Consider the following 25,080-nt stretch of genomic DNA (forward strand, 5'->3'; position numbering starts at 1 on the left):
CAGATTCCTGTCACCGCGACGGCACCGATTCCGCGTGGCGGCCGTCTTGTCGGGTGCGGCGCCGCTCTCTCCCCCAGGAGCGGCGCCGCGCCGTCATCAGGGAGCGCCCGTCCGCTCCCGCCCCCGCCCCCGTCCCAGGAGATGCCGCCCGATGCGCGTTGCCCCGTCCCTCCCCCGTACGCTCGCCGCCCTGGCCCTGGCCGTCGTCCCGGCCCTGGTCACGGCGCTCCCCGCGACGGCCGCCGAACCCGCCGCCACCGACACGGTCACCTACCCGGCGCAGGAGCGGCGGGCGGCCCTGGCCCACTGGACTCCGGCCCGTATGAAGGCGGTCGGCGGCGCCGTCGACCTCGGCCCGACCGGTCCGCTGACCAAGAAGTGGACCGGCGCGCCGGTGCGGACCGTCGGCCGGCTCTTCTTCGTCAACCAGAAGGGCGAGGACACCTACTGCACCGCCACCGCGGTCAAGAGCGGCAACCGCTCGGTGGTGATGGCCGCCGGCCACTGCGCCCGGCTGCCCGCCTCCCCCGACACCACCTACACCGACCTGGTCTTCGTCCCGGGGTACGACAAGGGCGCCCGCCCGTACGGCGTCTTCCCGGTGCGTGCGTCCGTCACCCCGCGCACCTGGGCGCGGGACGGGGAGAACGACATCGCCGCGTTCGCCGTGGACCCGGTGGGCGGGCGCGCGCTCACCGACACGGTCGGCGGCCAGCCGGTGGCCTTCGGCCGCCCGGCGGGCGGGCGGGTCACCGCGTTCGGCTACCCGGCCACCCGGCCACAGCGCGGCGAGGAACTGCTGTACTGCGCGGGCCCGTCGAAGGCCGCGCCGCACCAGGAGCTGAGCGTCGCCTGTGACCTGAGCGGCGGTGCGAGCGGAGGCCCCTGGCTCGCGGACCTCGACCCGCGCACCGGCCTGGGCACGCTCGTCTCGGTCAACAGCCACGGCGACGCCCTGGACCACAGCACCGCGATGTTCGGGCCCGTCCTCGGCGCCACCGCGCGGCAGGTGCACGACCGGGCCCAGCACGCCTGACGCCGCGGCGGGCCCGGCGGGCCGCTCACTCCGGAGCCGTGCCCGCCGCGTCCAGGAGGCGCCGCACCCGCAGGGCGTCCGGTGCGACGGCGGTCGTCAGCACGGCGGGCCCGGCGAGCGGGCCGCGGACGCCCTGCCCCTCCCCCGGGCCCGCGCCCAGCAGCAGGGCCTCGGGGGGCCGGCCGTCGTACGCCGGGTCCACGACGAGGAGTTGCCCGGTGGCGCGGTTGCCGCCGAGGACCGCCGCGGTGTCCCAGCCCGGGACGCCGGGCCCGTACGCCGTCTCCTGGTCGAGGAGCGTGCGCCCGGCGCGGCGGACCGTGAGGCGGCTGCTCAGCCGCCCGGTCCGTTCGCCGCTGCGCCCCAGCACCTGCTCCTCGCGCAGCACCAGGCTCGCGGTCGGCGCGAGGTGCACGGTCGTCGTCATCCGCAGGTCGCTGCCCTCGGCGGAGATGAGCGGTTCGGGCAGCCACTCCAGCCGGGCCCCTTCGCCGACGGTCAGCTCCACGTCGTACGTGGCGTGCGCGGCGGTCCGCCCCGGCAGGGCGACGGTCGCCGCGGCCGCCGTGACGCACAGACCGGCGCCGTCCTCGGCGGTCGCCTCGATGCGCAGCCGGTCGCCGCCGAGCGGGGCGCTCATGGCACCGACGACACACACCCGGGCCTGCGTGCCGTACGAGCGGACGCGGCGCAGCGCGAGCGGACCGGCGCCGTCCAGGACGGGCAGGCCGGTCACACCGTCCGCGCCGGTCCGGGCGGTGATGCGGGCCGTGGCGCGCAGGCCGTGGGCCGCCGGAGCGGGGGCGGGCACGCGGGCCGGCTCGGGGGCGCGGGGCCGGGCCCGCTCGGGAGGCGCGAGGGTCATGCGGGGCCCGCGGTCCAGTCGGTGAGACGGGCGCGGACCCAGTCCGAGACCGGCCGCACGCCGTCCGCGGCCTTGAGGGAGGTGAAGACGACGGGCAGGTCGCCGCGCTGGGCCTTGGCGTCGCGGGCCATGCCCTCCAGGTCGACGCCGACGTACGGGGCGAGGTCCGTCTTGTTGATCACGAGGAGATCGGCGGTGGTGACACCGGGACCGCCCTTGCGGGGAATGTCGTCGCCGCCCGCCACGTCGATGACGAAGATCTGGGCGTCCACCAGGCCCTTGGAGAACGTCGCGGTGAGGTTGTCCCCGCCGGACTCCACCAGGATCAGGTCCAGCGGGCCGACCGCGTCCTCCAGGTCCTCGACGGCTTCGAGGTTGGCGGAGATGTCGTCCCGGATGGCGGTGTGCGGGCAGGCCCCGGTCTCCACGGCCGTGATGCGCTCGGCCGGCAGCACCGCCTCCCGCAGCAGGAACTCCGCGTCCTCACGGGTGTAGATGTCATTGGTCACCACCGCCAGCGACAGTTCGTCGCGCAGCGCCCGGCACAGCGCGGCCACCGTGGCGGTCTTGCCGGTGCCCACCGGCCCGCCCAGCCCGATCCGCAGCGCGCGCCGGGAGCCGTCGGGGCGCTCGGGGCCGGCGGCGCTGTAGCTGTGACGGTGCGGGAAACGCTGGTCGAGCTCGTGATCGAGATGCATGACAGCTCCATGATCGGATGCGGATGCGGATGGGGGTACGGGGACGGCGCGGCGCGCGGGGGCGGCCGTGCGACGTGCCCGGTCGCGGACGGCGCCCGCACCGCGGGCCGGGCGCCGCGGTTCACGAGGCGAACAGCCGGACCGGCCACGCCGCGTGCTGCTCGGCGGTGATGTCCAGCAGCGGCGCCGACACCGCCGGCAGCGCGCCGGTGCCCTCCACGGCCACCCGGCGCGCCGCCGCGACGGCCTGCCCGGAGACCTGGTCCAGCGGCGCCGCCAGCCGGGCCAGCACCGCGGTCGCCTCGAACGGGTCCAGGCTCAGCAGCCGTACCGCGGCGGTCGCCGGGCCGCTGACGCTCTCGTACGCGGCGGCGCAGGCCGCGTCCAGCGGCTCCAGCCCCGCCGACCTGGCCGCCAGCCCCAGCACCACCGGCTGGTGCGCGCCGCGCGGCCGGGCGGTGGCCAGCGCGTCCAGCCCGGCCGACGGCCAGGTGGACCGGGCCGCACGCATCATCTGCCGCCCCAGCCGGCGCGCCGTGCGCCGCAGCGCCGGCACCGGGGTCCGGGCGTCGGCGGCCTCGTCCAGCTCCAGCGGATCGCATCCGGCCGCCGCCGCGGCGGCCAGCGCGGCAGCGACCAGGCCCGCGGTGTGCAGCCGGCCCCGGCAGAACGCCTCCAGGTCCGCCGCGTCCCGGATCCGCCCCGCCTCGACGGCCGCCTCGGCGCCGCCGGAGTGGGCGTGCCCACCCGCCGGGAACCGGCCGTCCGCCAGGACGAGGAGCGCCGCCCTGCTCATCGCCGCACCTCCTTCTTCGGCCGCTCGCACATGTCCGGGTCGCTCAGAAGAGGAAGTAGCGCTGGGCCATGGGCAGTTCGGCGGCCGGGGCGGGCTCGACCACGTCGCCGTCGATGGTGACCGTGAAGGTGTCGGGGTCGACGTGCACGCGGGGCAGCGCGTCGTTGTTGCGCATGTCCGCCTTGGTCACGCCGCGGGTGCCGCGGATGGCCCGGAAGGACTTCGTCAGCCCGAGCCGTTCCGGCAGCCCGTCCGCGACGGCCTGCTCGGAGACGAAGTTGACGGAGTTGCTGCCCGGCGCCCTGCCGATGGCCCCGAACATCGGGCGGGGCAGCACCGGCTGCGGGGTGGGGATCGAGGCGTTGGCGTCGCCCATCTGCGCGTACGCGATCTGTCCGCCCTTGAGGACGAGCTGCGGCTTGACGCCGAAGAACGCCGGGTCCCACAGCACCAGGTCGGCCAGCTTGCCCTCCTCGACCGAGCCGACCTCGTGGTCGATGCCCTGGGCGACGGCGGGGTTGATGGTGTACTTGGCGACGTAGCGGCGGGCGCGGACGTTGTCCGCGAGCAGGTCGCCGGGCAGGGCGCCGCGCCGCTTCTTCATCACGTGCGCGGTCTGCCAGGTCCGCAGGACGACCTCGCCGATGCGGCCCATCGCCTGGGCGTCGGACGACATGATCGAGATGGCGCCGAGGTCGTGCAGGATGTCCTCGGCCGCGATGGTGGAGGGCCGGATACGGGACTCGGCGAACGCCAGGTCCTCGGGCACGGCCGGGTTGAGGTGGTGGCAGACCATCAGCATGTCGAGATGCTCCTCGACGGTGTTGACGGTGTGCGGCCGCGTCGGGTTGGTGGAGGCGGGCAGCACGTTCGGCTCGGAGACCATGGCGATCATGTCGGGCGCGTGCCCGCCGCCGGCGCCCTCCACGTGGTACGCGTGGATGCCGCGGCCCGCGATGGCCGCCAGGGTGTCCTGGAGGAAGCCGGCCTCGTTCAGGGTGTCGGTGTGGATGGCCAGTTGCGCGCCGCTTTCCTCGCAGACGCGCAGACAGGCGTCGAGGACGGCGGGGGTGGCGCCCCAGTCCTCGTGGATCTTGAAGCCGAGGGCGCCCGCGCGCAACTGGTCGCGCATCGAGGCGGCGGACATGGTGTTGCCCTTGCCCAGCAGACCGACGTTGACCGGCAGCCCGTCCATCGACTCGAACATCCGGGCCACGTGCCAGGCCCCGGGCGTGATGGTGGTGGCCTTGCTGCCCTCGGCCGGGCCGGTGCCGCCGCCGACCAGGGTGGTCACCCCGGAGGCGAGGGCCTCGTCGACCTGCTGGGGGCAGATGAAGTGCACGTGGGTGTCGATGGCGCCGGCCGTGAGGATCTTGCCGTTGCCCGCGATGACCTCGGTTTCCGGGCCGATCACGAGGTCGGGGTGGACCCCGTCCATGGTGTCGGGGTTGCCGGCCTTGCCCAGCGCGGTGATCCGGCCGTCCCGTATGCCGATGTCCGCCTTGATCACACCCCAGTGGTCCAGGACCACCGCGCCGGTGACGACGGTGTCGGGCGCGCCCTCGGCGCGGGTGGCACGGGACTGGCCCATCGACTCGCGGATCACCTTGCCGCCGCCGAAGACCGCCTCGTCACCGGCGCGGCCCGGTCCGCCCGCCCGGTCCTCGGTGATCTCGACGAGGAGGTCGGTGTCGGCCAGCCGTACGCGGTCGCCCACGGTCGGGCCGTACAGGTCGGTGTAGGCGGCGCGGGTCAGGTCAGCCATCGAGCGGGCCTCCGGTCTCGCCGCGCAGGCCCGCGACGATCCGCTTGCCCCCGACGGGGACCAGTTCGACCTCGGTGGGGATGCCTGGCTCGAAGCGCACGGCGGAGCCGGCGGGAACGTTCAGCCGCTTGCCGTGCGCGGCCGCACGGTCGAAGTCGAGGCCCGGGTTGGCCTCGGCGAAGTGGTAGTGGGAGCCGACCTGGACGGGGCGGTCGGCGGCGTTCAGGACGGTCAGCCGGGTGACGGGGAGCCCGGGGTTCAGGCGTACCGGGTCGGCGGCGTGCAGGATCTGGCCGGGAATCATGGTCGCTGCCCCCGCGCTCAGTTGATGGGCTCGTGGACGGTGACCAGCTTGGTGCCGTCGGGGAAGGTCGCCTCGACCTGGACGTCGTGGATCATTTCCGGGACGCCCTCCATGACGTCGTCGCGGGTGAGCACCTTGCGCCCGGTGGACATCAGCTCGGCGACCGTACGGCCGTCCCGCGCGCCTTCGAGGATGTGCGCGGTCAGCAGCGCGACGGCCTCCGGGTGGTTGAGCCGTACCCCGCGGGAACGCCGCTTCTCCGCCACGTCGGCCGCCACGTGGATCATCAGGCGTTCCTGCTCGTGCGGGGTCAGTTGCATACCTTCACCTCACCGTCTTCGAGCTGGGCGCAGCCGCCCAGGTCACGGGTGGTGATACACCCGCAAAAGCAGATGTATCACACAGTAATTAAAGGAGGAGCAAACTGCTCTCCAGCTCCGCTCCATCAATGACCCGTCGGCCGCAGGTTAGTTCGGCGCCGTTTCACCGGCGTTAACGCGGCGGGTCGGCCGCGGAACTTCACCGGTTGAGCCCTGCCACCGCCATCCGGGCAGGTCGCCGCGCCGCTCGGAGCGGGCGTGTCACCGCGGGCCGGTGCACCACTTCGGGTCGGCGTACCGCTCCCGGCACCCTGTGAACGGGCTGCCCGGCGACGGCTGCGGGACGGTCGCCGCGCCCCTGAACTTCGACGTGCCCGGCTCGCCCGACCCGGGCTGCTGCGTGTACGGCGACGCGCGCTCGAAGAGCTCTTCCGGGGCCACTTCGCGGCCAAGGCCGTCGACAACACGGCGCCGGGCGTCCACACCGACGCCGTCGCCGCCGCGGTTCGGCGGCTCGGCTTTGGACGCCGACCCGCCACTGTCCCTCGCCCGGTCGCCGGGCAGCGGCGGCCCGCCCGCGCCGTCCGGTCAGCGCTCCCCGGCGCCCTGGCCGCCGTGCTCGCCCGTCACACCCTGTCCGCCGGGCGCCCCGCGGTCGCCCGCCGTACCGCGGTGTTCCGCCGCGATGCCGAAGCGGCGCCACTCACCGGGCGGGGCCGGGAACGGCCGCACCGAGGAGACCGTGCTGATCATCTGCTCCTCCGCCGCGGCCGCCTCCGCCTCCCGGTACGCTTCGAGACGCTCCAGGTCGGCGGCGGACACCAGGCCCACCAGCGGCTTGCCGTGGCGCGTGACGACCACCCGCTCGCCGCCGTAGACGACACGGTTGATCAGGTCCGCCATCTCCGCCCGGGCCTGCGTCACCGGGATCTCATAAGCCATGGCTCCAGCTTAGGCCGCGGCACCGGCATCCCGGCAGGGTGGCGGCGCCGGGCGCACACCGGCGGCCCGGCAGTGCTGCCGGGCCGCCGGCGCGAGGCGCTCAGGTGGTGGTGCGGTCGGTGGGTTCGCGGCTGCCGCACTTGGCCAGACCGCGACTGATCATGTATCCGACGGTCAGCAGCGTGACATAGAGCCACGCCTGGTCGGCGGGGAAGACGTCCACATCGGTGGCGCCGCCACCGACGACGGCGGAGGCGACCAGCACCGCCGCGACGGCGGCGAGGTAGACGAAGAACTCGGTGCTCTTGAACGCGGGCTTGGTCTCCGCGCTCGCGAGCCGCTCGGTACGGGTGGCCCGGGAGCGGCCGGATTCCGGATAGCCGGCGGATGAAGCGGTAGCCATCGCGTCCTCCTGGACTCGTCTCGGCCCGAGGAACTCGGGTCCGACCGGCGGGTACCCGGGCGGTCCGGGCCGGAACGGCACTCTCCGTACGGGCGGATTCCGCAAGGGCCCCTTTGGCCAGGGGTTCGCGCGTCAGGTGTCGCCTCGCGCTGCCCCGGGGACTGCCGGCGCTGACGCGTGGGGCGGCGGAGAAGGTCCGGCACACCGCGCGCCGGGCCTGCGCCGGATCGCGCGGGGCACTTCGGCCGGAACGTTGCACCGGCGGCGCGCGGGATCACGCGCCCCTCTGAAGACACAAAGCTCACGTCCGATCAGCCTGGCGCGCTCGCAACACCCCTGACGGCCCATGGGCTTTCGCTCTCAGCGAGCGCCCGCACTTCACCCACCGAAGGCATTGCTTTGGGCCAGTGCGCCGTGCTCCCATCTAGCCATACGTACGTCCTGTACATTTTTTACAGGCGCCCAGGGAAGAGGAGCTCCCCATGAACGGCCCCCAGGCCCGTCACGTCCTTCCGGAGTTCACCGAACACACCTCCTACGGGGCCCGCACCATGGACCCGTACTCCAAGCTGCTCAGCGAGCGGATCGTCTTCCTCGGCACCCCGGTCGACGACGCCAGCGCCAACGACGTGATCGCCCAGCTCATGCACCTGGATTACGACGCGCCCGACCGGGACATCTCGCTCTACATCAACTCCCCCGGCGGCTCGTTCACCGCGATGTCCGCGATCTACGACACGATGCAGTTCGTGGGGTGCGACATCGAGACGGTCTGCCTGGGCCAGGCCGCCTCCGCGGCCGCGGTGCTGCTGGCGGCCGGCACGCCCGGCAAGCGCCTCGCCCTGCCGGGCGCCCGCATCCTCATCCACCAGCCCTCGTTCGGCGAACCGGTGCGGGGGCAGGCCGACGACCTCCGGATCCAGGCGGACGAACTGCTGCGCACCCGCGCGCTTCTGGAGGAACTGCTCGTACGGCACACCGGCCGCCCCGCCGAACAGATCACCCAAGACCTCGAACGCGACAAGGTCTTCGACGCCGCGGCCGCCGTGGAGTACGGCCTCGTCGACGCCCTCACCCGCAGCCGCAAGCAGCACCCCACACCGACCGGCGCCAGGTGAGCCCGGGATGCTGCCACCCGAACTGCCGCCGCTGCCCGCGCTGACGCGCGCCGAGGGCGAGGTCATCGACAGTTACCTGGCGGTCGTGGACCTGCTGGGCCGCATCAACCCTGGTCGCGGTACGGACACGTACGGCGGACTGCGCGCCGCCCAGGCCCTGGTCGGCAAGTCCACCGCGCTGCGGGACGCGTTGGCGCTGATGCACGACCGGGGCGAGCGCGAGCTGCACGCGGGGACGCTGGCGCGGGCCTTGCGCGTACTGGACGGCGAGCGCCGGGCGCGGCTGGTCTGCGTACCACCGCCGCGCGGTTGACGCGACGGGGCGACGCCGCGGCCCTCACCGGCGGGATGAGGCCGTGTCACGAGCGCGCGGCCGTACCGGCGCCGCCGCACAGACCGGGAGGGTGTCCGGACGGGGGTCGGACGCCCTCCCTCCCCCTCCGGCACACGAGAACCCCGTCCCCCCGCGCGACACACGCCAGGCAGGGCGGACAACGGCGGCCATGAGGTGCCACCGCGGCGCGGGGACCCACCCGAATGCCGACACGAAGCCCGATCGGGCTCGCCCGAACGGCGTATCCGCGAGGCCCCGCGCTGCGCCACACGGCTTGCGCGGCATGCGTACGTGTCGCCCGGAATGCCTCGTTCCGGGGCTGGTACGCGGGTCCTCACCCGGCACGGATTTCCCTCACATGGCCTCCCGTCCACCCGAACGGCGCAGACGTGACCAAGCTCACATCCATCCGTTTCTGCTCGGAATCCGGCCGCGAGGTGCGCAACGATCGCTTCGACGACAAGCCCCCGCCACAGCGGTGGGGCGGTCCGGACGGACGCCCAATCCTGCCGCCGTACCGGATGCCTGGTCGATGTGCCTGGACCGGCAGGAGCGGAGGACCCGAGCACGACGGGACCGCCGGCCGACACGCGCCGGACGGCCCCTTGGGGTGAAGTCACAACCACGACCGGGCATCTTCGCCTGCCCGAACCCGACAGGTACTCCTTCGCAGGCGGCTGACGAAGGGTTGCGCATGACTGCGCGTACCACCACTTCCCCCCTGCCGGCGCGGGTCCGAGTGATCTCCTTCATCGCCCTCGCCACGCTCGGCGGAACACTGGTCGTACCAGGGGCCACCGAGGACGCGGAAGCCGCGCCCTCGGCTTCCGCGCTGCGGGTCGCCGCCTCGAAGAAGGGGGCGCCTTACAAGTACGGAGCCAGCGGACCCCACCGTTTCGACTGCTCGGGACTGACGCTGTACTCGTTCAAGCGGGCCGGCAAGCGGCTGCCGCGCACCGCGGCGGCCCAGTACAACCGCACCCGGCACCTGTCCGCGTCCGCGCGCCGCCTCGGTGACCTGGTCTTCTTCCACTCCCGCCGCGGCATCTACCACGTGGGCATCTATGCGGGGAACGGCAAGATCTGGCACGCGCCCAAGCCCGGCACCGTGGTGCGGCTGGAGCGGATCTGGTCACGCAGCGTTTCGTACGGGCGGGTGCGCTGAGGCGCGGGCCGTCGGGGGCGCGGGCCGCTGATGCGTTGATCCGCTGAACCTCGGTTGCGGAGTCCCGGGTCCCGGTTCCGGGTCCCGGGTTCCGTGAGGGCGTACGCGCGGGGCCCGTGTGGCCGCGGAGGTCCTTGCCACCCGTGCGCGACACCTCCCGTGCGTACGCGGGTGCGAACTCCCGTACGCGCGTGTGCCTTCGAGGAGTGATCAACGCGTCGGCGGATACCCGCACGCAATGGCCCCCCTCACCGACGACGACCGGCACGATCTGTCCGAACCCACCGCACCGCCGGGGACATCCGGACCGCCCGAGCCGCACCGGCCGCCGGACTCCGCCCGGTACACCGCGTGCGCGGACCGCAACGAGACGCCCTTGGAGCGCTACGACCGCAACTTCGGCGAACTGCTCCAGGAGCTGCGCGTCCTGCAGACCGGTGTGCAGATCCTGTTCGCCTTCCTGCTGACACTGGCGTTCACCCCGCGTTTCGTGTCCCTGGACCCCACGCAACGCGCGTTCTACGTGGGTACGTTGTTGCTGGCCGTCCTGGCGACACTGCTGCTCACCGCGCCTGCCGCGGTGCACCGGGTACTGTTCCGGCGGCGTGCGAAGGGGCTGATCGTGGAGGTCTCCGCACGGCTGACGGCGGCCGGTATGGCGGTGCTCGCGCTGGCCCTGGCCGGTGCCGTCCTGCTGGTCGTCGATGTCGTACTGGGGCGCGGGGCGGGCGTACTGGCGGGTTCGGTGACGCTGGTGACGTGCGGCGGCCTGTGGGCGCTGCTGCCCCACGTGGTGGGCCGGCTGAACGGGCACATCAAGCCGCCGGCCCGCGACTCGTCCTCCTGAGCGCCCGGCGCCCCTCCGGAGGCCGCGGGGCGAGGGCGCCGCGCCGCCGAGATCTTTTGTGACCTGGTCGTCCTTGCTTTGGCGACGGCGAACCGATGAAGTCTCCTTAGCACGTGAGGAGACCCATGCACCGGCACCCGCCCCAGCGCTCGCACCCCAGGACCGACTCGTGAACCTGCGCGGACTTCTGCGCCGCCACTCCCCCGCCACCCCCTGCCCGGCCTGCGGCAGCACGGACGTGCTGTGGGAGGACGAGGGTGTCTACGGCGCCGGCGAACTGCTGTGGTGGTGCGCCTCCTGCCTGCACCAGTGGCACCCGGGCGACCTCGGCACCGGCCCGGCCGTGGGTCCCGCGACTCCCGTGGGCTCCATGGGTTCCGCGTCCCCCGAAACTCCCGTAGACCCCGCACCATTCACACCTCCCACACCACCCGGGCCCCTCCCACCTGCCGCACATTCAGGGCCCCCCACCCCTCCCGGCCCCCCGACGATCCCGCCGCCCCCGCTCCACCCACCACCGGGCGCGGTGCCGACCACCCCCGGCCCCGCCACCGTCGCCGAACGCGCCATGTACGCCGCCGGACTGACCCCTCTGGTCCCCTGCCCCGGCGCCTACGAGCCGTGGCTGTGCCGCTGTTCGCGCTGCGGCCGCGAGACCAGCCCCACGTACCGGCAGGTACGGGACGACGGTGTGGGCTGCGCGTGCGGTACGGGCCGTCGCCGGCGGCCGCGCTTCCGCACCAAGCCCTGAGGCAGCCGTACGGAGCACGTGGGGGTGACCCGAAACCGGCGAAACGTGCCGCTACGGCAGCTTCCACGGCAGGGTGATCCAGACGGTCTTGCCGCCGGATGCGGTGGGCTCGACCGTCACCTGCCCGCGGAACTCCGCGGTGAGGAAGCGGACGATCGCCATGCCCCGTCCGCTGTCCTGCTGCACGGCGGCCGGCAGCCGTTTCGGCCAGCGCGGATGGTCGTCGGTGACACCGATCCGCAGCCGTTCGTCGCGGTCCAGCCGGACGTCGACGGTGAACGCCGGCGACCGGCCGAACGTGTGCTGCACGGCATTGGTGGCCAGTTCGGAGACGATCAGACGCAGGGTGTCGGCCGTCTCCGTCCCGTCCGGCAGGCCCCATTCGGCCAGCACGCCGGTGACGTACCTGCGGGCCGCCGCGACCGATTCCGGTGCGCTGGGCAGAGTGAGTGAGGATTCCTGGTGGTCTGCCATCGCGACGCCGTCCCTTTCCCACCGAGGCTCGACTCCGGCCCGCCGCCGAAGGGAGCCGTCATCGCAACCGGCCCCCGGGCCCTTTCCGGTCCCTTCGGCTCCGGCCTCGGACTGCTGCTGTGCGCCAGCCTGCCACTCCCGCCGCGACGGTGCCGCGTCATCCACCAAGAAGTGCATATATCTGTCGCCCGAAGCGGTGAACTCTGCTACGCGAGACCGGATTTGCGCGGCACACTGTCGGATCGAAACCAGCCACCCGGGGCCGGGCGCACCCATGGCGCTCCCCCGTGGACCAGTAAGGAGGCCGCGGTATGCGGTACGGACCGGCGGTGCGCCGCCGCAAGCTGGGGGCGGAGTTACGGCGTCAGCGGACGCTGGCCGGGTTCACCAGCGGCGAGGCGGCCCGTCTCGTCGGGTGGCACCAGTCCAAGGTCAGCCGCATCGAGACCGGGCGCAGCGGTGTCCGGAAGGCCGACGTCGAACTGCTGCTGGACGCGTACGGCGTGCGTGACGCGGAGTTGCGCGCGCTGCTGGCGGCGCTGTGCGGGGGCGGGGCGCGGAACGGCGGCAGCGGGCGGCAGGGCTGGTGGCACACGTACCGCGACCTGTTGCCGCCGGAGTACCGGGACTTCATCAGCCTGGAGTACGGGGCGTCCCGGGCGCGCACGCTGGAGACGACGGTGGTGCCGGGGCTCTTGCAGACGCCGGACTACGCGCGGGCGGTGACCCGCGCCACGCTGTCGGACCTGCCGGCGGACCAGGTCGAGGAGCTGGTGGAGGTGCGCATCGCCCGCCAGGAGGTGCTGCGCGGCGAGCGGCCGCTGGAACTGTGCGCGGTGCTGGACGAGGCGGTGCTGCGCCGGGAGGTCGGTTCGCCCGGGGTGATGGCCGCGCAATTGCGGCACATTCTGGACGTGGGGCAATTGCCGCATGTGCGACTACAGGTGCTGCCCTTCACGTCCGGTGTACACATCGGCATCACCGGCCCTTTCGTTATCTTCTCTTTTCCGCTCACTTCTGACTTGGATGTGGTTGTTCTCGACCATTTGACGAGTAGCCTCTATTTGGAGCAGCAAGCAGACCTCAGGGCGTACAGCGATGCGTTCGACACGCTGCGGGGGCGCGCCCTCTCATGCGAGAAGTCAGCGCAATTCATCGCCAGGACCGCCGAGACCTCTTGGGCCGGCGCCGGCGTCTGAGGAGGCAGCCATGTCACTTCCGCCAGGGCAGGGTCCCGTCCGCGCCGCGCTGCACGGCGCGCGGTGGCGGCGCAGCAGCCGCAGCACCGGGATGAACAACTGCGTCGAGACGGCGCGGATCGGCCCCGGACTGCTCGCGGTACGCGACTCGAAGAACACCGCCGGTCCGGCGCTGCTGTTCACCACGACGGCCTGGACGGCCTTCGTCGACGGGCTGGGCGACCGCCGCTTCGCGAAGGTCGGCTGAGCCGGCCCGCCGGCCGGCGGGCGGCCGGGACCGGCGGATGACCGGCCCTAACCCGTGACCGGCGCGGTCCGTACGACGGTCCGGACCGCTTCCCTCGCCTGCCGGGGCGTCAGGTCGGCGCGGGCGGTGAGGCGCAGCCGCGAGATGCCGTCGGGTACGGACGGCGGCCGGAAGCAGCCCACCACGAGGCCCGCGTCCCGGCAGTCCGCGGCCCACCGGACCGCCTGTTCCGGCGAGGGCGCCCGCACCGAGACCACCGCGGCGTCCGGGCGCACGACCGTCAGCCCGGCGGCGCCGAGCCGCTGGTGCAGCTCCGCCGCCACCGCCCGGACCCGGCCGACGCGTTCCGGCTCGCGGCGCAGCAGGCGCAGTGCCGTACGGGCGCCGCCGACCGCCGCGGGGGCCAGGCCGGTGTCGAAGATGAAGGTCCGCGCGGTGTTGACCAGGTGCTCGATCACCCGGGCCGGGCCGAGGACCGCGCCGCCCTGACTGCCGAGCGACTTCGACAGGGTGGCGGTGGCGACCACGTCCGGGGCACCGGCCAGCCCGGCCGCGTGCACCGCGCCGCGTCCTCCGTCCCCGAGGACGCCCAGGCCGTGCGCGTCGTCGATGAGCAGGGCCGCGCCGTGCGCCCGGCAGGCGTCGGCGAGGGACTTCAGGGGCGCGGCGTCGCCGTCCACGGAGAAGACGGCGTCGGTGACGGCGAGCGCCGGACCGCCGTGGCCGTCCAGGGACTTGCGTACCGCGTCCGGGTCGGCGTGCGGGACCACGACGGTTCTGGCCCTGGCCAGCCGGCAGCCGTCGATGAGGGAGGCGTGGTTCCCCGCGTCCGAGACGATCAGGCCGCCGGGGCCGCCGAGCGCGGTGACGGCGGCGAGGTTGGCCGCGTAACCGGAGGACAGTACGAGGGCGGCCTCGAAGCCGCAGAACTCGGCGAGTTCGGCCTCCAGGCGGGCGTGCAGTTCGGTGCTGCCGGAGACCAGCCGGGACCCGGTGGCACCGGCGCCCCAGCGGTGCGCGGCCTGCGCGGCGCCGCGGGTGACCTCGGGGTGCCGGGCCAGGCCGAGGTAGTCGTTGCTCGCCAGGTCCAGCAGCGGGGACTCGACCGGCCGCGGCCGCAGCGTACGGACGAGGCCGGCCCGGCGGCGCTGTTCGCGGGCCGCGTCGATCCAGCCGAAGGCGGCGGCCCGCGCGTCGGCACCCTGCCCGGTGCCGCGGCCGGGTGCGGGTGTCCCGGCGGACCCGGCGTGCGGCGGCGCCGGGACGTCGCGGAGCAGGGGCGGCGCGGGGTCGTCCTGATGCATCGGCTTCCTTCGCGTTTGTGGGCTGTCGATAGACGTTAGCGGTCGTTACACCGTCCTACGGTGTGGCCATGCACACACACCGGATCAGCGCCCTTGTTGGGTTCCTCCATGGTCGTCGGCCAGGGGCGTACGCCAGGATCGTCGCCATGGATCTGCTGACAACGCTGGTGGACAAGGGGCTGCGGCGCGAACCGCCGACCCGCGAAGAGGCGCTCGCCGTGCTGGCGACGTCCGATGACGACCTGCTCGATGTGGTGGCCGCGGCCGGAAAGGTGCGCCGCCGGTGGTTCGGGCGGCGGGTGAAGCTGAACTACCTGGTCAATCTGAAGTCCGGGCTGTGCCCCGAGGACTGCTCGTACTGTTCCCAGCGGCTCGGCTCCAAGGCCGGGATCCTCAAGTACACCTGGCTCAAGCCGGAGGAGGCCTCCGAGGCGGCCGCGGCCGGGGTGGCCGGCGGCGCCAAGCGGGTCTGCATCGTGGCCAGTGGCCGCGGGCCGACGGACCGCGACGTGGACCGGGTGTCGCAGACCATCGCCGCCATCAAGGAGCGGAACGAGGGCGTCGAGGTGTGCGCGTGCCTCGGCCTGCTCTCGGACGGCCAGGCGGACCGGCTGCGGGCCGCGGGCGCGGACGCCTACAACCACAACCTCAACACGTCCGAGGCCACCTACGGGGACATCACCACCACCCACACCTACGCCGACCGGGTCGAAACGGTGCAGCAGGCGCAGGCAGCGGGGCTGTCCGCCTGCTCGGGCCTGATCGCGGGCATGGGCGAGAGCGACGCGGACCTGGTCGACGTGGTCTTCGCGCTGCGCGCGCTGGACCCCGACTCGGTGCCGGTGAACTTCCTGATCCCCTTCGAGGGCACCCCGCTGGCCAAGGAGTGGAACCTCACGCCCCAGCGTGCGCTGCGCATCCTGGCGATGGTCCGCTTCGTCTGCCCGGACGTGGAGGTGCGGCTGGCCGGCGGGCGCGAGGTGCACCTGCGCTCGATGCAGCCGCTGGCCCTGCACCTGGCCAACTCCATCTTCCTCGGCGACTACCTGACCAGTGAAGGCCAGGCGGGCAAGGACGACCTGGCGATGATCGCGGACGCGGGTTTCGAGGTGGAGGGCACGGACACCACCACCCTGCCGGAGCACCGCGCGGACGCGCTCGCGGGCGGCTGCGGCGGGCACGGAGGCGGCGGCTGCGGGCCGTGCGGGGACGGCGACGCGGCGGCGGACGCGACCGTGCCGGCCGAAGTGGACGCCGGCGCCGTCCCGTCCGGTGAGGCCCGTACGGACCTGGTCTCCGTACGCCGTCGCGGCGCGGGTACGGAGCTGCCGCCGAATGCCTGAGGCCGCCCAGCTCTCCGTCCCCGAACTGCTGGCCCTCGACCGGCGGCACGTCTGGCACCCGTACGGCCCGATGCCGGGCCGGGCCGAGCCGCTGGTGGTCGCGTCGGCGTCCGGCGTACGGCTGCGGCTGGCCGAACCGGTCGAAGGCCGGACCGAATTGGTGGACGGAATGTCCTCCTGGTGGTCGGCGGTGCACGGATACAACCACCCCGTGCTCAACGAGGCCGCCCGCGGCCAGTTGGACCGGATGAGCCATGTGATGTTCGGCGGGCTCACGCACGAGCCCGCCGTACGGCTCGCCGCCCGGCTGGCCGAGATCACCCCGGACGGTCTGGAGCACGTCTTCCTCACCGACTCCGGATCGGTGTCGGTCGAGGTCGCCGTCAAGATGTGCCTCCAGTACTGGCGCTCGGTCGGACGGCCGCGCAAACAGCGGCTGATGACCTGGCGTGGCGGCTACCACGGCGACACCTGGCAGCCGATGTCGGTGTGCGACCCGGACGGCGGCATGCACGAGCTGTGGCAGGGCGCCCTGCCCCGGCAGGTGTTCGCGGACGCGCCGCCTCCGGGGTTCGACGCCCCGCCGGACCCCGCGTACGAGGCGCATCTGCGCGAGCTGGTCGCGCGGCACGCCGACGAACTGGCGGCGGTCGTCGTGGAACCGGTGGTGCAGGGAGCGGGCGGTATGTCCTTCCACTCCCCCGGCTACCTGCGGGTGCTGCGCGAGGCGTGCGACGAGCACGGCGTCCTGCTGGTCCTCGACGAGATCGCCACCGGCTTCGGCCGTACGGGGTCACTGTTCGCCGCCGGGCACGCGGGCATCACACCGGATGTCCTGTGCCTCGGCAAGGCTCTCACCGGCGGGTATCTCACCATGGCGGCGACGCTGTGCACGCCGGCCGTGGCGGACGGGATATCCCGCGGCGACGTGCCGGTGCTCGCGCACGGGCCGACCTTCATGGGCAATCCGCTGGCCGCCGCGGTCGCCAACGCCTCGGTGGACCTGCTGCTTTCCCAGGACTGGGCCCGCGAGGTCAAGCGGATCGAGACCGGACTGCGGGACGGCCTCGCCGCCGCCACCGCCGTCGAGGGCGTACGGGACGTACGGGTCCTGGGCGCGATCGGCGTCGTCCAGCTCGACCGCCCGGTGGACATGGCGGCCGCCACCCGGGCGGCCGCGCGGGAGGGCGTGTGGCTGCGCCCGTTCCGCGACCTCGTGTACGCGATGCCGCCGTACATCACCGGCGACGAGGACGTGGCCCGCGTCTGCGCGGCGATGTGCGCGGTGGCGCGCGAGGGATGAGGAGCGGGCCCGGTGGCGCACCGGGCCCGCCCCCCGGGGCAACCAGACCCATGCATGATCGATGACAGGAGAACCCAGTCGTGTCGGTGCTGTTCGTGACCGGAACGGGCACGGAGATCGGAAAGACCGTGACCACGGCGGCCCTGGCCGCGACCGCGCTCGCCCAAGGGCGTTCGGTGGCCGTGCTCAAGCCCGCCCAGACGGGCGTCGGCCCGGACGAACCGGGTGACACGGCCGACGTCGTACGCCTGGCGGGCCCCCGGGTCACCACCGCCGAACTCGCCCGCTACCCCGAGCCCCTGGCGCCCGAGACCGCCGCCCGCCGCGCCGGCCTGCCGCCCGTACGCCCCGGGGAGGTCGCCGAAACCGCGGCGAAACTGGCGGCCTCGCACGACCTCGTCCTGGTCGAGGGCGCGGGCGGCCTGCTCGTACGGTTCGACGAGCAGGGCGCGACCCTCGCCGACGCGGCGCGGCTGGCCGGGGCCCCGGTGCTCGTCGTGGCGCAGGCCGGTCTGGGGACGCTCAACGCGGTGGCGCTCACCGCGCTGGCCCTGCGCACGCACGGGGTCGACTGCCCTGGAGTGGTGGTGGGCAGTTGGCCCGCGTCGCCCGGCCTCGCCGCCCGCTGCAACCTCGACGACCTTCCGCGGGCGGCCGGTGCCCCGCTGCTGGGGCTCGTCCCCGAGGGCTCGGGGCGCCTGCCGCAGGCGGAGTTCCGCGCGCAGGCGCCGGGCTGGCTGGCACCCGCTCTCGGTGGCACCGCCACGCTGTGACAGTGGTGCCCCGGCGCGGCACGGCGGACACTCGAACCGGCGAACGTCGTACGGCGAAGGGATCCAGCCATGCCACAGCGCACGAGGGTCGAGCGAGGAGTCGTGCACCATCCGGTCTTCGCCCAGTGGTACGCGCGCGTCGCGGACCACCGCACGGGGCTCACGGCCCTGCGGCGCGAGATGCTGGCCGGGCTCTCGGGCCGGGTGATCGAGATCGGCGCCGGTACGGGGGCGAACTTCGCCCACTACCCCCGGACCGTCGCGGAAGTCGTGGCCGTCGAGCCCGAACGCACGTTGCGGCGCCGGGCCCTGACCGAGGCGGCGCGCGCCGGCATCCCGGTGGACGTGGTTCCGGCCACGGCGGAGGCCCTGCCGGTCAAGAGCGAGGCCTTCGACGCGGCGGTGGTGTCACTGGTGCTCTGCTCGGTACGCGACGTGCAGCGCTCACTGTCGGAGCTCCGGCGGGTGCTGCGGCCGGGCGGCGAACTGCGCTTCTTCGAACACGGCCGCTCGCTGCGCCACGGCCCCGCCACCGTGCAGCGAGCCCTGGACCGTACGGTGTGGCCCCTGCTGATGGGCAACTGCCACCTCTCCCGCGACCCCCTGACCGAACTGCGGACCGCCGGCTTCGTCCTCGGCACCTACCGCCGCAGCCGCGTCCTGGGCCCTGGGCCCGCCCTGCCATGGACGGTGACGGGGGTCGCCCGGCGGGCAGGGAGAGGCCGGCCGGAGGAGGACTAGCGAGGGGCGCTCCGCGGCGGCGACTCGCGGCCCCGCGCCCGGGCGGCCGTCCACTCCGGCCCGCAGGGGGATGTCGGGTCGGCGGAAGCTGCCCTACTGTCGTGGGCCATGCGGGAGTCACCGCCCCGTGCGGTACGGGGCCGACGTCGGGAGGCTGACGTGTCCACACCGGTCCCGGGCGAGGCACGGGGCACCACGGCAGGCGGCGAGGCGGCCGCGCGGGCGGTGGCCCTGGTCAAGACGTACGGGACGGGCGAGGCCCAGGTCGTGGCCCTGGACGGCGTCGACGTGGCGATCGGCCGGGGGCGGTTCACGGCGGTGATGGGCCCGTCCGGTTCGGGGAAGTCCACGCTGATGCACTGCCTGGCGGGCCTGGACACGGTCTCCGCCGGGCGGGTCTGGCTGGGTGACCGGGAGATCACGGGCCTGGACGACCGGCAACTGACCCGGCTGCGCAGGGACCACGTCGGCTTCGTGTTCCAGTCGTGCAACCTGCTGCCCACGCTGACGGCCGAGGAGAACATCACGCTGCCCCTGGACATCGCGGGCCGCGTACCGGACCGGGAGTGGCTGCACGAGGTGATCGGTACGCTCCGGCTCGGCGACCGCCTGCGGCACCGGCCCTCCCAGCTCTCCGGCGGGCAGCAGCAACGGGTCGCGTGTGCCCGGGCGCTGGCCGCCCGCCCCGCGCTGATCTTCGCGGACGAGCCGACCGGCAACCTGGACTCCCGCTCGGGTCTGGAGGTGCTCCGGTTCCTGCGGGCGGCGGTGGACGACCTGGGGCAGACGGTCGTGATGGTGACCCACGACCCGAACGCGGCGGCCCACGCCGATCTCGCGCTCTACCTGGCGGACGGCCGGATCGTGGACGAGATGACGCGGCCCACCGCGGAGTCCGTGCTGAGGCGGATGCAGGTCTTCGCGGCGGGCCCGCGGCCGGCCCCGACCGCGCCCACCGGCCCCGCCCCGGACCGGCCCCCGGGCCCCGCCCCCCGCCACCACCGGAACGGCTGACCCCGTGTTACGGGCCACGCTCCGGAGCTTCTTCGCGCACAAGGGGCGGCTGGTGCTCTCCGCCCTCGCCGTGGTGCTCTCGGTGGCGTTCGTGGTGGGCAGCCTCATCTTCTCGGACACGACGACCGTCACCTTCAACCGCCTCTTCGCCTCGACCGCTTCGGACGTGCAGGTCGCACCACGGCAGGACTTCGGCGCGCCGGGCGGCATCGGTGCGGCCGGGCCCCCGACCGTGCCGGCCGCCCTGCGGGGCCGCGTCGCCGGCGTGCGGGGAGTGGCGGCCGCCCGGCTCGACGTGCGGGTGGAGCGGATCACCGTCACCGACACCCGCAACCGGCCGGTGGGGCCGACGCGCAACGCGCCGTCCACCGTCGCCAACTGGGAGCCGGGCGGGCGCAGCCCGGTACGGGTGACCGGCGGCCGGCCGCCGCGCGGCCCCGGCGAGGCGATGATCGACCAGGACACCGCGGACCGGGCCGGCGTACGGATCGGCGACACCCTGCGCGTCGCCGCCCCGACGGGCACCTTCCCCGTACGCGTCGTCGGTGTCGCCGCCTTCACCACCACCAACCCGGGCTCCTCCCTGGTCCTCCTGGAGACCGCGGCCGCGCAGCGCGGTCTGCTGGGCCGTACGGACCAGGCGACCGGGGTGTCCGTGGACGCCGCGCCCGGCGTACCGGACGGCGTGCTCAAGGGCCGGATCGTGACCGCGCTGGGCGCCGAAGCCGCCGGGTACGACGTCCGGACGCGGGCCGAGCAGAAGAAGTCGCAGGCCGAGCAATTGGGTGAGGTGCTGAGCGTCCTGAAGTACATCATGGTGGGCTTCGCGGGCGTCGCCGTCCTCGTCGGTGTCTTCCTGATCGTCAACACCTTCTCGATGCTGATCGCGCAGCGCACCCGGGAGCTGGGCCTGCTGCGGGCGCTCGGCGCCGACCGCCGCCAGGTGCGGCGTTCGGTGCTGCTGGAGGCGCTGCTGCTGGGCCTCTTCGGCGCCACGGCCGGGCTCGCGGCGGGCGTCGGGCTCGCGGTGCTGCTGGTCGTCGCGATGGGCTGGATCGGGCTGCGGCTGGACACCGCCGACCTGGTGCTGAACTGGCCGGCCGTGGTCGCCGCGTACGCGGTCGGGGTGGGCGTGACCTTCGTCGCCGCGCTGCTGCCCGCGCTGCGGGCGGGCCGGGTCTCCCCCATGGCCGCGCTCGCCGACGTGGAACTCCCCGGCGCCGGGCGGCCGTTGCGGCTGCGCGCCGCCGCCGGAACACTGGTGGGTGTGGCGGGTGTTGCCGCGCTGGCAGGCTGCGCGCTGAGTGACCGTACGGCGGTCGCCGGGTCGCTGCTGGCGCTCGGTGTCCTGCTGACGCTGGTGGCCGGGGTGATCGCGGGGCCGCTGCTGGTGCGCCCGGTGATCCGGCTGCTCGGGCGGGGCCTGGAGCCGGCGTTCGGCGCGGTGGGCCGGATGAGCCGCCGCAACGCGCTGCGCAATCCCCGCCGTACGGGGGCGACGGCCGCGGCCCTGATGGTCGGGCTGGCGCTGGTGGCCGGGCTGTCGGTCGCCGGGGCCTCGGCGGCCGCGTCGGTCGCCCGGCAGATCGACCGGGCGCTGGGCGCCGACTTCGTCGTGCAGAACGCGTCGTTCGTACCGTTCTCCGAGGAGATCACCGAGCGGGTGCGCGCGACCCCGGGGGCCGGCACGGTCGTACGCCAGCGGCTCGTCCCCCTGAAGCTGCGGCTGCCGGACGGCCGGTCGGTCACGACGGTGGCCGGGGCCTTCGACCGGGACCTCGACGCCGTGGCGAACGTGACGTACGCGGCGGGCGACACCGCGGCGGCGCTGGCGCCCGGACGGGTCGGCGTCCAGGAGACGTTCGCGCGCGAACACGGCCTGCGGGTGGGCAGCCGGCTGGACGCGGTCCTGCCGTCCGGGAGGCCCGCCCGCTTCACGGTCGGCGCGCTCACGCAAGACCCCGGCTCCGGGCCCGGCACCCAGGGCGGCGTCTTCATGGGGATGGCCACCCTGGAGAGGTACCTGCCGCGCGGGCAGGAATCCGTGCTGTACGTGAACGCCGCGGACGGCACCGTCCCCCAGCGGCTGCGGGCCGCCCTGGAGCGGACGCTCACACCCTTCCCGCAGGTCCAGGTGCACGACCAGGCCGACTACAAGGAGCTGGTCGGCGGCCGGATCCAGGGACTGCTCAACCTGCTGTACGGGCTGCTGGGGCTGGCCGTCGTCATCGCGGTGCTGGGCGTGGTCAACACGCTGGCCCTGTCCGTCGTGGAGCGCACCCGCGAGATCGGGCTGCTGCGCGCACTCGGCCTGTCCAGGAAGCAGTTGCGCCGGATGATCCGGCTGGAGTCGGTGGTGATCGCCCTGTTCGGCGCGGTCCTCGGGCTCGGCCTCGGGCTGGCCTGGGGAGCCGCGACCCAGCGGGTGCTGGCGCTTGAGGGCCTGACGGCGTTCGCGGTCCCGTGGTCCACGGTGGCCGCGGTGGCGGTCGGATCCGTCCTGGTCGGGCTGCTGGCGGCGCTGCTGCCCGCGCTGCGCGCGTCCCGGCTCGACGTACTGGCCGCCATCGCCCACGAGTGACCGGCATGCCCGTCCGCCCGGTTCCCACCCATGGCGCCCCACCGCCCGCCGGGCCCGTGCGCCAACGACCTCCGCTCACCCGCCGCCCGCACCACGCGAGCGCCCCACGCGCCGGCCCACCGCCGCGCGCACGCATCCCGAGGAGGCCCCATGCCCCGTCCGTTCCGCTTCGGCGTCAACATGCTCACCATCGAGTCGGGGGCCACGTGGCGGGAGAGGTGCCGCCGGGCCGAAGCCCTCGGGTATGACGTGCTGCTCGTACCGGACCACCTGGGCATGCCCGCGCCGTTCCCCGCCCTGGTCGCCGCCGCCGAAGCGACCGAGCGCCCGCGCCTGGGCACCTTCGTCCTCAACACGGGCTTCTGGAACCCCGCCCTGCTCGCCCGCGAGGCGGCCACCACCGACCTGCTCACCGACGGCCGCCTCGAACTGGGCCTGGGCACCGGATACGTACGCGCCGAGCACGACAAGGCGGGCCTGCCCTGGGGAACTCCCGGCGAACGGGTGGACCGCCTCACGCGTACCGTCGAGGAGCTGGACCGCCTCCTGAGGGACCCGGAACTCGGGCCGACGGCGGCCCAGCGGCCCCGGCCGCCCCTGCTGATCGGCGGCAACGGCCCGCGCGTACTGCGCCTCGCCGCCCGGCACGCAGACATCGCGGCCTTCACCGGCGGCCGGGCCGCCCCCGGCAAGCCGGAAGGCACCCTCGAACTCCTGACGCCGGACGCACTCGACGCGTCGCTGGCCGTCTACCGCGCGGCCGCGGCGGAGCGCGCGACGCCGGCCGAGCTGAACATCCTGGTGCAGCGGGTCCTGGTCACCGACGACCGGCGCGCCGTCGCGCGTGACCTCGCCGCGCACGGCATCGGCGTGGACCGGGAACAGGCCCTGCGCGTACCGACGTTCCTGTTCGGCACGGTCGCGCAGATGGCCGAACAGCTCCGCGAGCACCGCGAACGCCACGGCTTCTCGTACATCACCGTCCTGGACCCCTGCATGGAAACGTTCGCTCCGGTCATCGAGGAACTGAAGGGCGGCTAGGACTTGTCCGGTCGATCACGTGACGAGTCCCTGGCCGGGTCGTTGGTGTTGGCATGGGGCGGGGTGCTCTGACCAACGCGGAGTGGGAACGGCTGAAGCCGTTTCTGCCGGTCAGCAGCAGGCGTTGTGGCAGATGGCGGGATCACCGGCAGGTGGTTGACGGGATTCTGCACCGGGTCCGGACCGGTGTGCAGTGGCGCGACCTGCCCGAGCGGTTCGGGCCGTGGAAGACCGTCCATGAACGCCACCGGCTGTGGTCGGCCGACGGGACGTGGGAGCGTCTGCTCCAGCAGGTACAGGCCGCCGCCGATGCCGCCGGCGAGATCGACTGGGACGTCTCGGTCGACTCCACCATCGTCCGCGCACACCAGCATGCGGCCGGTGCCCGCACCGGTCCCCCTCCGGTTTCGGCCTCAAAGGGGGCCGAATCGCCGGAACACCAGGGCGAAAGCGCGTGGCAGTGCCTCGTCGCCCGCCTGGTGGAGGTGGTGCCGGAGGTGAGGGCCTGGGCCGCTCGCGGGGCGGGTTCACCAGCAGGCTCCACTGAGCGCCGACGGCCGATGCCGTCCGCTGTCCCTGATCGTCACACCCGGGCAGCGGGCGGACTGCATGCAGTTCAAGTCGGTACCGGAGAAGATCCGCGTCCCGCGGACCGGCCTGGGAGGACCCCGCAGGAAGCCCGGCAGCCTGGCGGCGGACAAGGCATACAGCAATGGGCCCTGCCGTGATTACCTGCGACGGCGGGGCATCCGGCACACCATCCCGGAGAAGATCGACAGCCAGGCCGCCCGCCTTCGCAAAGGCTCACACGGCGGACGGCCACCGGGCTTCGACGAAGAGATGTACAAGAAGCGCAACACCGTGGAACGGGCGATCAACCACATGAAGCAGCACCGGGCGGTCGCCACCCGCCACGACAGGCGCGGCTATGTCTTCCTCGGCACCGCGACAGCGGCAGCCCCTCGTCATCCGGCTGCGAACGTAACCGGCGGGACAAGTCCCGGGTGACGGACAGCAAAACTAGCGACGCGCGGGTCTTGGACTTCGGGGTAGCGTCCGGTGGGGAGGTTGGGATGAGTTTCCGGCTGGCGGCGTACGCCGTGTGCATCGAGGACAGGCGGGTGCTGCTCGCCTGTCACGTACCACCGAAGGGCGGGACCAACTGGACCCTTCCGGGCGGAAGGGTCGAGCACGCGGAGGATCCGTTCGACGCGGTGATCCGGGAAGTCGCCGAGGAGACCGGCTGCGACGCGGTGGTCGAACGCCTGCTGGGCGTGGACTCAAGGATCATCCCCGCAGCCGAACGCGCCATCCCCGGTGGGCCAGAACACCAGAATGTCGGCATCTTCTACCAAGTCCGCATCACCGGCGGGCAACTCCGGCCGGAGCCGAACGGCGAAATCGCCGAGTCGACCTGCACTCCGATCCCCGACGTCGCCGGCCTGCGCCGGTCGTCACTTGTCGACATCGGCCTCACCCTGGCGCAGACCCTTCCGGCAACCGGCCACGTCGCGTCCATCCCGGTCGGCGGCCTGATCCAGCACTGAGGAAACCACCAACGTCCACTCCTGCTTGACCGTCACCTGGCTCACATGATCGGCCGGACACGCTCTAGTGACCCGAGTCGGAGGTTTGTCGTTGGTTGGGTATGAGTCGTCCGGGTCCGAAGATTGCGCCGTTGTCGGTCACTGATGCCCAGCGGGCTGTGCTGGAAGG

At 73.7% G+C, this 25,080-nt stretch carries 26 protein-coding genes, 1 pseudogene and 1 riboswitch; of the genes and pseudogenes, 17 read left to right on the forward strand and 10 right to left on the reverse strand.

The window, feature by feature from the left end; translation table 11 throughout:
* Nucleotides 1–151: 151 nt before the first annotated feature.
* A complete protein-coding gene (locus ACH4EB_RS36225; RefSeq protein ID WP_398352653.1) occupies nt 152–1,036 on the forward strand; it encodes a trypsin-like serine peptidase in 885 nt (294 codons plus the stop codon).
* 25 nt (nt 1,037–1,061) lie between these two features.
* Here the strand turns inward: ACH4EB_RS36225 and ACH4EB_RS36230 are convergent, their stop codons facing one another.
* The 8 genes from ACH4EB_RS36230 to ACH4EB_RS36265 form a co-directional block, all read right to left on the reverse strand.
* Nucleotides 1,062–1,901 (reverse strand): urease accessory protein UreD, encoded by an 840-nt coding sequence (locus tag ACH4EB_RS36230; RefSeq protein WP_398352654.1) that lies wholly within the window; start codon nt 1,899–1,901, stop codon nt 1,062–1,064.
* Nucleotides 1,898–2,599: an urease accessory protein UreG gene (gene ureG / locus ACH4EB_RS36235; RefSeq protein WP_398352655.1), complete on the reverse strand. Its 702-nt coding sequence runs from the start codon at nt 2,597–2,599 to the stop codon at nt 1,898–1,900. The genes ACH4EB_RS36230 and ureG overlap by 4 nt, the downstream gene beginning before the upstream one ends.
* 121 nt (nt 2,600–2,720) lie before the next feature.
* Nucleotides 2,721–3,395 carry an urease accessory protein UreF gene (locus tag ACH4EB_RS36240; RefSeq protein ID WP_398352657.1) on the reverse strand — a complete coding sequence of 225 codons (675 nt, stop codon included), beginning with the start codon at nt 3,393–3,395 and terminating at the stop codon, nt 2,721–2,723.
* Nucleotides 3,396–3,438: 43 nt separating this feature from the next.
* Entirely contained in the window at nt 3,439–5,160 is a 1,722-nt protein-coding gene (locus ACH4EB_RS36245) for an urease subunit alpha (RefSeq protein ID WP_398352658.1), read from the reverse strand.
* Nucleotides 5,153–5,464: an urease subunit beta gene (locus tag ACH4EB_RS36250; protein ID WP_398352659.1), complete on the reverse strand. Its 312-nt coding sequence runs from the start codon at nt 5,462–5,464 to the stop codon at nt 5,153–5,155. Before ACH4EB_RS36250 ends, ACH4EB_RS36245 begins: the two co-directional genes overlap by 8 nt.
* Before the next feature lie 17 nt (nt 5,465–5,481).
* Nucleotides 5,482–5,784: an urease subunit gamma gene (locus tag ACH4EB_RS36255; protein WP_398352660.1), complete on the reverse strand. Its 303-nt coding sequence runs from the start codon at nt 5,782–5,784 to the stop codon at nt 5,482–5,484.
* A 588-nt stretch (nt 5,785–6,372) separates the two neighbouring features.
* Nucleotides 6,373–6,726 carry a type II toxin-antitoxin system Phd/YefM family antitoxin gene (locus ACH4EB_RS36260; RefSeq protein WP_398352661.1) on the reverse strand — a complete coding sequence of 118 codons (354 nt, stop codon included), beginning with the start codon at nt 6,724–6,726 and terminating at the stop codon, nt 6,373–6,375.
* Nucleotides 6,727–6,826: 100 nt separating this feature from the next.
* Complete coding sequence (locus ACH4EB_RS36265; RefSeq protein WP_398352662.1) at nt 6,827–7,129, reverse strand: hypothetical protein; 303 nt, start codon at nt 7,127–7,129, stop codon at nt 6,827–6,829.
* Between the two features lie 482 nt (nt 7,130–7,611).
* On the opposite strand from ACH4EB_RS36265, the gene ACH4EB_RS36270 reads away from it, so the two are divergent.
* The 5 genes from ACH4EB_RS36270 (at nt 7,612) to ACH4EB_RS36290 (ending at nt 11,344) form a co-directional block, all read left to right on the forward strand.
* Nucleotides 7,612–8,247 (forward strand): ATP-dependent Clp protease proteolytic subunit, encoded by a 636-nt coding sequence (locus ACH4EB_RS36270; protein WP_398352663.1) that lies wholly within the window; start codon nt 7,612–7,614, stop codon nt 8,245–8,247.
* A gap of 7 nt (nt 8,248–8,254) precedes the next feature.
* A complete protein-coding gene (locus tag ACH4EB_RS36275; RefSeq protein WP_398352664.1) occupies nt 8,255–8,560 on the forward strand; it encodes a hypothetical protein in 306 nt (101 codons plus the stop codon).
* Nucleotides 8,561–9,106: 546 nt separating this feature from the next.
* A riboswitch (cyclic di-AMP (ydaO/yuaA leader) is annotated at nt 9,107–9,272 on the forward strand.
* Between the two features lie 3 nt (nt 9,273–9,275).
* Nucleotides 9,276–9,746 (forward strand): C40 family peptidase, encoded by a 471-nt coding sequence (locus tag ACH4EB_RS36280; RefSeq protein ID WP_398352665.1) that lies wholly within the window; start codon nt 9,276–9,278, stop codon nt 9,744–9,746.
* Between the two features lie 238 nt (nt 9,747–9,984).
* Nucleotides 9,985–10,593 carry a DUF6328 family protein gene (locus ACH4EB_RS36285; protein ID WP_398352667.1) on the forward strand — a complete coding sequence of 203 codons (609 nt, stop codon included), beginning with the start codon at nt 9,985–9,987 and terminating at the stop codon, nt 10,591–10,593.
* 526 nt (nt 10,594–11,119) lie between these two features.
* Nucleotides 11,120–11,344 (forward strand): hypothetical protein, encoded by a 225-nt coding sequence (locus ACH4EB_RS36290; protein ID WP_398352668.1) that lies wholly within the window; start codon nt 11,120–11,122, stop codon nt 11,342–11,344.
* A gap of 51 nt (nt 11,345–11,395) precedes the next feature.
* On the opposite strand, the gene ACH4EB_RS36295 is transcribed toward ACH4EB_RS36290, so the two are convergent.
* On the reverse strand, nt 11,396–11,818 hold the full coding sequence (locus ACH4EB_RS36295; protein WP_398352669.1) for an ATP-binding protein: 423 nt from the start codon (nt 11,816–11,818) through the stop codon (nt 11,396–11,398).
* A gap of 311 nt (nt 11,819–12,129) precedes the next feature.
* Here ACH4EB_RS36295 and ACH4EB_RS36300 point away from each other — a divergent pair, with 311 nt between their 5' ends.
* Both ACH4EB_RS36300 and ACH4EB_RS36305 read left to right on the forward strand, forming a co-directional pair.
* The gene (locus ACH4EB_RS36300; RefSeq protein ID WP_398352670.1) at nt 12,130–13,017 is read left to right on the forward strand and encodes a helix-turn-helix domain-containing protein; all 888 of its coding nucleotides are present in this window, start codon (nt 12,130–12,132) and stop codon (nt 13,015–13,017) included.
* Between the two features lie 10 nt (nt 13,018–13,027).
* Nucleotides 13,028–13,264 carry a DUF397 domain-containing protein gene (locus ACH4EB_RS36305; protein WP_398352671.1) on the forward strand — a complete coding sequence of 79 codons (237 nt, stop codon included), beginning with the start codon at nt 13,028–13,030 and terminating at the stop codon, nt 13,262–13,264.
* A 47-nt stretch (nt 13,265–13,311) separates the two neighbouring features.
* Here ACH4EB_RS36305 and ACH4EB_RS36310 read toward each other — a convergent pair whose 3' ends face one another.
* Nucleotides 13,312–14,568: an 8-amino-7-oxononanoate synthase gene (locus tag ACH4EB_RS36310; RefSeq protein WP_398352672.1), complete on the reverse strand. Its 1,257-nt coding sequence runs from the start codon at nt 14,566–14,568 to the stop codon at nt 13,312–13,314.
* A gap of 146 nt (nt 14,569–14,714) precedes the next feature.
* Here ACH4EB_RS36310 and bioB point away from each other — a divergent pair, with 146 nt between their 5' ends.
* The 9 genes and pseudogenes from bioB (at nt 14,715) to ACH4EB_RS36355 (ending at nt 24,911) form a co-directional block, all read left to right on the forward strand.
* A complete protein-coding gene (gene bioB / locus ACH4EB_RS36315; RefSeq protein WP_398352674.1) occupies nt 14,715–15,911 on the forward strand; it encodes a biotin synthase BioB in 1,197 nt (398 codons plus the stop codon).
* Nucleotides 15,904–17,214 carry an adenosylmethionine--8-amino-7-oxononanoate transaminase gene (locus ACH4EB_RS36320; RefSeq protein ID WP_398352675.1) on the forward strand — a complete coding sequence of 437 codons (1,311 nt, stop codon included), beginning with the start codon at nt 15,904–15,906 and terminating at the stop codon, nt 17,212–17,214. Before bioB ends, ACH4EB_RS36320 begins: the two co-directional genes overlap by 8 nt.
* Before the next feature lie 80 nt (nt 17,215–17,294).
* Nucleotides 17,295–17,987, forward strand: coding sequence for a dethiobiotin synthase (gene bioD, locus ACH4EB_RS36325; protein ID WP_398352676.1), 693 nt, complete (start codon nt 17,295–17,297; stop codon nt 17,985–17,987).
* Between the two features lie 69 nt (nt 17,988–18,056).
* Complete coding sequence (locus tag ACH4EB_RS36330) at nt 18,057–18,728, forward strand: class I SAM-dependent methyltransferase (RefSeq protein WP_398352677.1); 672 nt, start codon at nt 18,057–18,059, stop codon at nt 18,726–18,728.
* A gap of 159 nt (nt 18,729–18,887) precedes the next feature.
* Nucleotides 18,888–19,742 carry an ABC transporter ATP-binding protein gene (locus ACH4EB_RS36335; RefSeq protein WP_398352678.1) on the forward strand — a complete coding sequence of 285 codons (855 nt, stop codon included), beginning with the start codon at nt 18,888–18,890 and terminating at the stop codon, nt 19,740–19,742.
* A gap of 4 nt (nt 19,743–19,746) precedes the next feature.
* Nucleotides 19,747–22,323, forward strand: coding sequence for an ABC transporter permease (locus ACH4EB_RS36340; RefSeq protein WP_398352679.1), 2,577 nt, complete (start codon nt 19,747–19,749; stop codon nt 22,321–22,323).
* 150 nt (nt 22,324–22,473) lie between these two features.
* Nucleotides 22,474–23,364 carry an LLM class F420-dependent oxidoreductase gene (locus ACH4EB_RS36345; RefSeq protein ID WP_398352681.1) on the forward strand — a complete coding sequence of 297 codons (891 nt, stop codon included), beginning with the start codon at nt 22,474–22,476 and terminating at the stop codon, nt 23,362–23,364.
* Between the two features lie 53 nt (nt 23,365–23,417).
* Nucleotides 23,418–24,372: pseudogene (locus ACH4EB_RS36350) on the forward strand (IS5 family transposase).
* A 65-nt stretch (nt 24,373–24,437) separates the two neighbouring features.
* Nucleotides 24,438–24,911 (forward strand): NUDIX hydrolase, encoded by a 474-nt coding sequence (locus ACH4EB_RS36355; protein ID WP_398352684.1) that lies wholly within the window; start codon nt 24,438–24,440, stop codon nt 24,909–24,911.
* Nucleotides 24,912–25,080: the final 169 nt, after the last annotated feature.

Origin of the sequence: Streptomyces sp. NPDC018045, from assembly GCF_044327445.1 — a bacterium.
In the GTDB taxonomy this organism is placed as follows: domain Bacteria; phylum Actinomycetota; class Actinomycetes; order Streptomycetales; family Streptomycetaceae; genus Streptomyces.